Raw genomic sequence first — 8,760 nt, 5'->3', positions numbered from 1 at the left:
ATGTTCGACCAGCTCCAGGAGCTCGACGCACAGATCCTCGACGCGATCAAGCGACGTTCCGAGTTGTCCGAGCAGATCGGCGACGCGGCGCGGATGTGCAGCGCAACCCGCGAAGCCCAGTCCCAGGAAATGGGAGTCCTGGACCGCTTCGCCGAACTGGGTGCCGACGGTCGCACCCTCGCGATGACGTTGCTGCGCCTGGGCCGCACACGCCGCTAGCCTGCCCACGGAACCCTCGTCCCGCCTCGTCGGTACGGGGTTCTGCTGTGTCGGTCGGAAGGAGCGTCCGCAGGCGCAGGCCGGAACCCTGGGCTCACCGTGGCCACAGTGGCCCTGCTCCTGCCTCGAGCTCGAACTCGGCCAGCGCCCGGCCCGCGACCACAGCGACACGCTCGGGCGGCACCTCGTCGTACGCGGCCAGCACGATTGCGACCTGCTCGAGCGGCGACAACGCGCCGAACAGGACGGTGTCGTGCGAGTCGAAGGAATGCCGCGGCCGGCCGTGCGGGCGGCGCGCCTGCGACAGGTACACGAACCAGGACAGCACGTACACGCACAGCTCGGGTCCCACCGGCTCACGCCACGTCGCGGCGGCTCGGGCCACCGCGCGGTCGAAGAGCACGGGATCGATGCGGCGGTTGCCGGTGAGCAATCGCGCACACGGTGCCAGCTCGGGCAGTTTGCCCTCGAGTATCTCGCGGAGACGTCCTTCGGCGACGCCCGCGGGCTCCGCTCCGAAGCTCGGGTCGGTACCGATTGTGCCGATGTTCAGGTCCGCTTCCGGCTGATACATGTCCCGCTTCTTCCTGCATGTCGATGCTCTTACTAGACCATCGCTCGGGAGGTGCGGAATGTCACGCGTAGTGCGCTACGCGTGTCGCGCGGCGCACTACGCGTGCTTGTCGACCCCAGCGGGGTCGGGGATCAACGCAGGATCGTCTTGATCTCCAGAAACTCTTCGAGCCCGAAGACACCTGCCTCACGACCGACACCCGACTGCTTGTATCCGCCGAACGGGGCATCGGTGTTGAAGGCGCCGCCGTTGATGTGGATCTGGCCCGTGCGGATCCGCCGCGCGACCGCCTCGGCGCGGGCCGGATCGCCCGACCACACGCCACCCGAGAGCCCGTACTCGCTGTCGTTCGCGATGCGCACGGCATCGTCCTCGTCGCGGTAACCGATGATCGACAGCACCGGGCCGAAGATCTCCTCCCGCGCGATCGTCATGTCCTCGGTGACGTTCGAGAACACCGTGGGACCGACAAAGTATCCGCTCTCCATACCGGTCTCGCGTCCGTCGAGCACGAGTTCGGCGCCCTCGGCGACGCCCTTGTCGATGTACGACCGCACCCGTGACTGTTGCGCCGCGCTGACCAGCGGGCCGAGCACCGACGACGGTTCCGACGGAGGTCCGACGGCGTAGTTGCGGGCCACCTGCTCGGCGAGCGCGGCGACCTCCGGAATCCGCTCGGCAGGCACCAGCATCCGAGTCAGGGCGGTGCAGGTCTGACCGGAGTTGAGGAAGCACTTGCCGATGCCGTCGGTGACGGCGGCGGTGAGGTCGGCATCGTCGAGGATGATGTTCGCGGACTTGCCGCCGAGCTCGAGCGCGACCTTCTTGACGGTCTCCGCCGCGACGACCGCGACGCGCTTGCCGGCACGGGTGGAACCGGTGAACGAGACCATGTCGACGTCGGGGTGCGCGGCGATCGCTTCTCCGACGACCGGTCCGTACCCACTGACGAGGTTGAAGACGCCCGCGGGCAGCCCCGCCTCGTCGGCGATGTCGACGAGCGCGTATGTCACCAGCGGCGCGACCTCGGTGGGCTTGAGGACGACGGTGCAGCCGGCGGCCAACGCCGCGAAAACCTTGAGCACCACCTGGTGCAGCGGATAGTTCCACGGCGTGATGGCTCCGACCACTCCGATCGGTTCGCGCACCACCAGCGCGTTGCCGATCTCCTGGGAATCGAAATCGTAGGTGCCGGCGAGTGCGGCATAGGCCGCAATATTCTTCAGCGGCATACCGACCTGGATGGCCTTCGCGAGTTTCGTCGGCATCCCCATGTCCTGGGACACGACCGCGGTCAGTTCGGCAGCGCGCTCGTTGGCCAGCGCAGAAACCTTCTCGAGGTAGGCGCCGCGCTCGGCACCGGACAGGGCCGACCATGCCGGAAATGCGGCACGGGCGGCCGCGACAGCACGGTCGACGTCCGAGGCTGTGCCTTCGGCGACGATGGCGATGACTCTCTCGTCGGCGGGGTCGAAAACCTCGATGCGGCCGGTGCCGTCGGAATCGACCCACTGGCCGTCGATGTAGATCTTGGTGCGGTCCATAACCTCGGTCATAGGTGTAGCCCCTCACGCTCGGAACGGTCGACGGCGCGAGCGTAACCCACGCCACACTTCGACGCCGAGCCCTCACCAACCAATCTGCACACAGTCGTGTCTACTTCATCGGCGCAGCTGTGACGCACAACGCGGAAGTGTGGGGGTAACACGTAGGCTACAATTGACGACGCTGCTCGCGCGCTTCAACGTCGCATCGCTCGGCGCATTCGGACAACGATGTCTGCTTCTCATTTCGGTCGCCGGCACCGGTCTATGCAACGCACACTTTCGCACCGCATCCCTCGCCGAACGACACCGACTTCGATTCGCCGAGGAGGGCCGTCCGTTGACGCACGCCACCGATACCGGACTGTACGACCACACGCTGGACAAGAGCAGCTGCGGAGTCGGGTTCATCACCCGCAAGGACGGTATCCCGACCCACGAGATCCTCACGCGTGGCCACGAAGCGCTGTGCGTGATCCCCCATCGGGGCGGAATGTCCGCGGAAGGTGTCGGTGACGGCGCCGGCGTCAACGTCGATCTGTCGGTCGAGTTCTTCTCTGCGGTCACCGGAAAGCCGCTCTGGGCAGGCGATTTCGGTGTCGGAAACTTCTTTCTTCCCACCGATCCGGCAGCACACCCCGATGCCGAGGCACTGATCGCGGCCTCCCTCGCGGCAGTGGGAATCGATGTGCTGGCCGTCCGCGACATTCCGGTCGACAACAGCGTGCTCCGCCCCGCGGCCGTGAAGCACCAGTTGCCGATCCGGCAATGGATCTTCGAGCGTCCCGGATCATGCACGTCGGCAATCGAATTCGACCGCATTCTGCACGACGTCCTGCTCGCCATCGAATCCCACGCCTACACCGCGCCGGCGCTGGCGGGCCTGTATCCCTTGTCGCTGGGAGCGCATACCCAGGTTCTCAAGGGCCGCTTGAACTCTCACGAGGTCATCCCCTATTTCCTCGACTTGACCGATCCGCGGCACACGGTGCACACGCTGTTCTTCCACACCCGGTTCTCCACGAACACCGATCCGCATCCGACGATGGCACAACCGTTCCGGCTCATCGCGCACAACGGCGAACTGAACACCGACCGCAAGAACCGGCTGTTCGAGGGCGCACTGGCCCGTGCGATGGGGCGCGACATCATCCGGCCTCCGGGACAGTCCGACAGCTGCCGGTTCGACCAGACCCTCACCTCACGCATTGTGCTCGGTGACCTCGATCTGGTCACCGCCGTCGTGCAGATGATGCCCCCGGCCTGGGAGAACGACACCACCCTGTCACCGCAGGTGCGGGCGATGCTCGAGTTCTTCTCGCTCTACGAGGAGAAGAACGACGGCCCGGCCGCACTGATCTTCGGCAACGGCACCGTGGTCGGCGCCCGACTGGACCGCCTCGGCCTGCGTCCGCTGCGCACCGTCGAGACCGACGAGTACCTGGCCGTCACCTCCGAGGCCGGCCAGTTCGACTTTGCACCCGAGGCGGTGCGCCGTCGCGGCCGCATCGAAGCCGGCGGCATGCTCTACTTCGACCACCGCACGCGCCGTGCCTACGGCACCGTCGAGGCGCTCGAAATGCTCGCCGCGGAGCGGGATTACGCAACTCTCGTCGACGGGGCCCGTCGCGATCTCGCTGCGCTGCCTCCCGTACCGGCGGAGAAGGCCGGATCACCGCTGCGCTACAACGGCGATCTCGAGCGTCACCAGCGGTACGTCTCGTACACCCTCAACCAGGAATCGTTCCGGTTCATGCTCGACCCGATGCTCGCGTCGGGGCAGGAGCGGATCTCGGCGATGGGATACGGCAACGCCATCAACGCCCTTTCCGATCAGGAGGGCGGTGTGGCCAAATACTTCTCGCAGCGTTTCGCGCAGGTGACCAACCCGTCGCTCGATTCGATCCGCGAGGCCGACGGCATGACGCTGCGGGTGGCGCTCGGTGCCCGGCCGGGTGGCGGCGAGGACTCGTCGGTCACCAAGCAGGTGGTCGTACCCACCCCGATCCTCACGCACCTCGACATGTTGCGCATCCGCGAACAGTCCGGCACTCCGGTGCAGCGATTCGAGATGCTCTACACACCGGTGTTCGACGACACGAAGGCGAACGCCGCCGCGCTTGCCGCCGCCATCGACGGTGTCGCCGAGCGGATCGCCGGCTTCGCCCGCGAGACCGGTGGTATCGCGGTGCTCACCGATCGGCACGTCGCCGCCGACCGCGCCGCGCTGCCGATGATCCTCGCCGTCGCCGCCGCCAACCAGCGGCTCATCGACGAGGGTGTGCGGCTGCGGGTGTCCGTCATCGTCGAATCCGGCCAACTCTTCTCGTCGCACCACATCGCCGCGACACTCGGTTTCGGTGCCGCCGCGGTGTACCCGCTGACGGTGCAGATGCGCGCCGAGGAGAAGTACGGCGCCGACGCCGACGCCGCCTTCCTGAAGTTCCGCAAGGCCGCCGAGAAGTCGCTGATGAAGACGATGGGCCGGGTGGGACTGTGCACCGTCGAGTCCTACATCGGCGGGGAGTTCTTCGAACCGAGCTACCTCGACACCGGCGACGAGGTGCTGCGCCGCTGGTTCCCGAACGTGGCCACCCCGGTCGGGGGTGTCGGTTTCACCACCATCGCGCAGGCCGTCGCCGACTGGCACCGCCGCGCGCTGACCGCCTCGACCGAGAAGGACGTCCCACTCCTCGGCCTGTTCAAGGAACGCGCCGAGGGCGCGGGACACTCGTACGGCACCACCGCAGTGCGTGGGTTCGTCGACATGACCGAGGAGTTCCTCGCGCTGCCCGCCGAGCGCGAGGCCGAACCCGACCTGACCGACGCGCTGCGCCTGCTGCCGCTGCACCGTTTGTCCGACGCCCATGGACTCGACGACGACGCCTACCGCTACGCGGGCTTCCGGGCGCTGACCACCGACGAGATCGACCGGTTCGAGATCACCCCCGGCTACCGGGCGTTCTCCCGCACGATGGCCGACGAACGCTCCCGCCGGCCCGCCGCGCTGCGCGATGTTCTCGCGCTGCCCGCCGACGTGACGTTCGCGGCCACCGCGGACGACTTCCGCAGGGAGATGGGCCGGTTCGCGCGGTACGGCAACAACTCGGTGCTCGTCCGCGGCCTGTCCGCGGCGCGCGTCGGCGACAACGAGTTCGTGCTGCGGCTGACCGGGCCTCTCGCCGACGACCCGACCCGGCCCGAGGCGCTCGCGCAGTCGCTCGTTGCGCGGTTCGGCGATTCGCTCGTGAGCTACCGCTGCTACGGGGACACCGTCACCGCGCACGCGGTCGGTCAGGCCGCCGACTACCTCGGGCAGATCCGGCAGGCGCCGCCGAGCGTGCCCCTCGACCGGGTCCAGCCCGCCCACGAGATCACCCGCACCCTCGCCTCGGGTGCGATGAGCCACGGCGCGCTCAACTCCAACGCGCACGAGGCCGTCGCGCACGGCACCAACATGGTCGGTGGCATGTCGAACTGTGGTGAGGGCGGCGAGCACATCTCCCGCTACGGCACCATCCGCGGGTCGCGGATCAAGCAGTTCGCCTCCGGCCGGTTCGGGGTGTGGGCCGGTTACCTCGCCGACCCGATGCTCGAGGAAATCGAGATCAAGATCGCGCAGGGCGCCAAGCCCGGCGAGGGCGGACAGCTGCCCGCGAAGAAGGTCACCGTCGAGATCGCCGCCGCGCGCGGTGCGACCCCCGGCGTCGAGCTGATCTCCCCTCCCCCGCACCACGACACGTACTCGATCGAGGATCTCGCGCAGCTGATCCACGACGCGAAGGCCGCGCGGGTGCGGGTCGTCGTCAAACTCGTGTCGTCGGAAGGCATCGGCACCATCGCCGTCGGCGTCGCCAAGGCCGGTGCCGATGTCATCAACGTCGCCGGCAACACCGGTGGTACGGGTGCGGCGTCGGTGACGTCGCTGAAGTACGCGGGCCGCTCCGCCGAGATCGGTGTCGCCGAGGTTCATCAGGCGCTGTGCGCGAACGGTCTGCGCGACAAGGTGATTCTGCGTTGCTCCGGCGCACACCAGACCGCGTCCGACGTCATCACCTCCGCGATGCTCGGCGCCGACAGCTTCGAGTTCGGCACCACCGCGCTCATGATGCTCGGCTGCGTCATGGCGAAGAACTGCAACGTCAAATGCCCCGCAGGCCTGACCACCAATCCCGAGGTGTTCAACGGTGATCCGCGGGCGATGGCACAGTACCTTCTCAACATCGCGCACGAAACCCGCGAGCTGCTGGCCCGGCTGGGGCTGCGGTCGGTGCGCGATGCACGCGGCCGCGCGGATCTACTGCATCTGCTCGACCACCCGTCGAGCGTCGGCGAGCTGGATCTGCGCGCGATGCTCACCGTGGTACCCGAGGTGCACGTCGACAACCCCGTGTATCTGGAGAAGGACTACTCCCTCGACGACGAGTGGATGACGCAGCTGCGCACCGCGCTCGTCGATCGGTGCGAGCTCACCGTCGCGCTCGGCGGCGGAATCCGGCTGACCAACAGCAACAAGAGTGTGGGCGCGCAGCTCGCCGTGGACCTCGAACGGATGCTGTGCCACGAGCAGCTCGGCAACCTGCCGTCGGTGCTGGCCGACGAGCGCGGACGCCGGTGGCTGCGCGACGGCACCGTCACGATCACCACGTCCGGTTCGGCGGGCCTGTCCTACGGCGCGTTCTGCAACGACGGCATGCGGCTCGAGCACACCGGCACCGCCAACGACGGTGTCGGCAAGGGCCAGTGCGGCGGGCAGATCGTGCTGCGGTCGCCCGGTGGTGGCCCCGGCGGTGCAGTCCCTGAGCGCGGCGGCAACGTCCTGATCGGCAATTTCGCATTGTTCGGCGCGACCGGCGGCCGCCTGTTCGTGCACGGTGAGGCCGGCGACCGGTTCGCGGTGCGCAATTCCGGTGCCACGGCGGTCGTCGAAGGTGTCGGCGACTTCGCGTGCGAGTACATGACCAACGGTGCGGTACTCAACCTCGGCGGTTTCGGCAAGGGACTCGGCAACGGCATGTCCGGCGGGTTCGTCTACCAGTACGACCCCGAGAACGCGCTGCCCGGCAAGGCCAGCGCCGATTCGATCGTGCTCGGCTCGATCACCGGTGACGACCCGCAGGCTCCCGTCCACAACGCTGCCGTGCTGCACCTGCTGCACCTGCACGTCGAAGCCACCGGCTCGGTGAAAGCCCGCTTCCTGCTGGATAATTGGCAGACCGAGCAGCACCGCTTCGTGTACGGGATGCCCCGGGCGCTGCTGCAGTACCAGGACGCCGACGAGATCCTCGCCGCCGCGACCCGCAAGGAACTCTCCTCCGAGGTCGCGACCGCGCTCGTCGCGCATCAGGTCCGCAAGTTCAAGGACAGCTACCGGTCGGGTGTCCCGGTCGCCGGGGGCGCCACCCCGGACGGCACCGACACCGAGACGATGTATGCGCTGCTGAACAACTACACGGTGCTCGCGGCCGCGCAGGAAATGGCCCTGCAGAAGGTGCCGGGCGCCACCGGCGCCGCCGACCCGGCCGTGCAGAAGGCGGCGCGCAACCTGCTGCTCACCGAGGATTTCTTCCTCGTCGCCAAGCTCGAGCGGTACGCACTCGACGCGATCTCCGGGCATACCGACACCGAACTGGCGGTACTCGTCGCCGACAAGCGCCTGACCGACTACAAGCAGGCGCTCGCGCTGCGCAACGTCCGCTCGGTCGACACCCCCGGAACCTACGGGTGGATTCTCTTGCAGAGCCGCAAGAACCTGGACGCGCTCGGCGACCTGCCCGGCTACGAGGAACTGTTCGCCCGCCACGCGGTGCCCGGCCTCGTCGCCCCGACCACGGGAGTCCCCGCATGACCATTCCGTTCATCCCCGTCGAAGCACCGTTCACCCCGGATCAGCGTTCCTGGCTCACCGGTTTCCTCGCCGGCATGCAGACCCGGCTGCTGTCCACCGCACCCGCCCAGGCCGGCGCCGCGGGTTCGGCGCCTGCTCTGCATGTGCTGTACGGCTCGCAGACCGGCACCGCCGAATCCGTGGCCGAGGACGCCGCCGCGGCCGCCCGCACCCACGGGTTCGCGCCGGTCGTCTGCGCGCTCGACGACATGGACCTCGATCGGTTCGTCGCACTCGGCCGCGTGCTGATCGTCACCTCCACCTACGGCGAAGGCGAGATGCCCGACAACACCGAACTGTTCTGGGAGGCGCTGTCGGCGGAGTCGGCACCGCGGCTCGAGGGCATGGACTTCGCGGTCCTCGCGCTCGGCGACACCGGCTACGACGGGTTCTGCCAGGCCGGCAAGCTCATCGACATGCGGCTCGAGCAGCTCGGCGCGCAGCGCATCGTGCCGCGTGTCGACTGCGACGTCGACTACGAGGAGACGGTCGCCGCGTGGATCGCCGAGACCCTGCCGCTCGTCGCCGTGGATTCC

5 protein-coding genes are annotated in these 8,760 nt (G+C 68.2%); 3 read left to right on the top strand and 2 right to left on the bottom strand.

Annotation, left to right across the window (positions count from 1 at the left end):
• A partial coding sequence (locus Q8814_RS22105; RefSeq protein WP_330154129.1) for a chorismate mutase occupies nt 1-219 on the top strand: 219 nt, incomplete at its 5' end.
• Nucleotides 220-313: 94 nt separating this feature from the next.
• Here Q8814_RS22105 and Q8814_RS22100 read toward each other — a convergent pair.
• Complete coding sequence (locus Q8814_RS22100; RefSeq protein ID WP_330154128.1) at nt 314-793, bottom strand: hypothetical protein; 480 nt, start codon at nt 791-793, stop codon at nt 314-316.
• A 131-nt stretch (nt 794-924) separates the two neighbouring features.
• Entirely contained in the window at nt 925-2,349 is a 1,425-nt protein-coding gene (locus Q8814_RS22095) for an aldehyde dehydrogenase family protein (RefSeq protein ID WP_330154127.1), read from the bottom strand.
• 328 nt (nt 2,350-2,677) lie between these two features.
• Here Q8814_RS22095 and Q8814_RS22090 point away from each other — a divergent pair, with 328 nt between their 5' ends.
• Complete coding sequence (locus Q8814_RS22090; protein WP_330154126.1) at nt 2,678-8,185, top strand: glutamate synthase-related protein; 5,508 nt, start codon at nt 2,678-2,680, stop codon at nt 8,183-8,185.
• On the top strand, nt 8,182-8,760 hold a 579-nt coding region (locus tag Q8814_RS22085), incomplete at its 3' end, for a flavodoxin domain-containing protein (protein WP_330154125.1). The genes Q8814_RS22090 and Q8814_RS22085, both read left to right, overlap by 4 nt.

Source organism: Rhodococcus chondri, from assembly GCF_036327435.1.
GTDB classification, from domain to species: domain Bacteria; phylum Actinomycetota; class Actinomycetes; order Mycobacteriales; family Mycobacteriaceae; genus Rhodococcus; species Rhodococcus chondri.
Note: the sequence above shows the minus strand (reverse complement) of the source record. Positions and strands in the feature narration are given on the sequence as shown.

Coding starts and splice junctions, on each gene's coding strand:
- Q8814_RS22100 (WP_330154128.1), bottom strand. CDS start 793: ATGTATCAGCCGGAAGCGGACCTGAACATCGGCACAATCGGTACCGAC.
- Q8814_RS22095 (WP_330154127.1), bottom strand. CDS start 2,349: ATGACCGAGGTTATGGACCGCACCAAGATCTACATCGACGGCCAGTGG.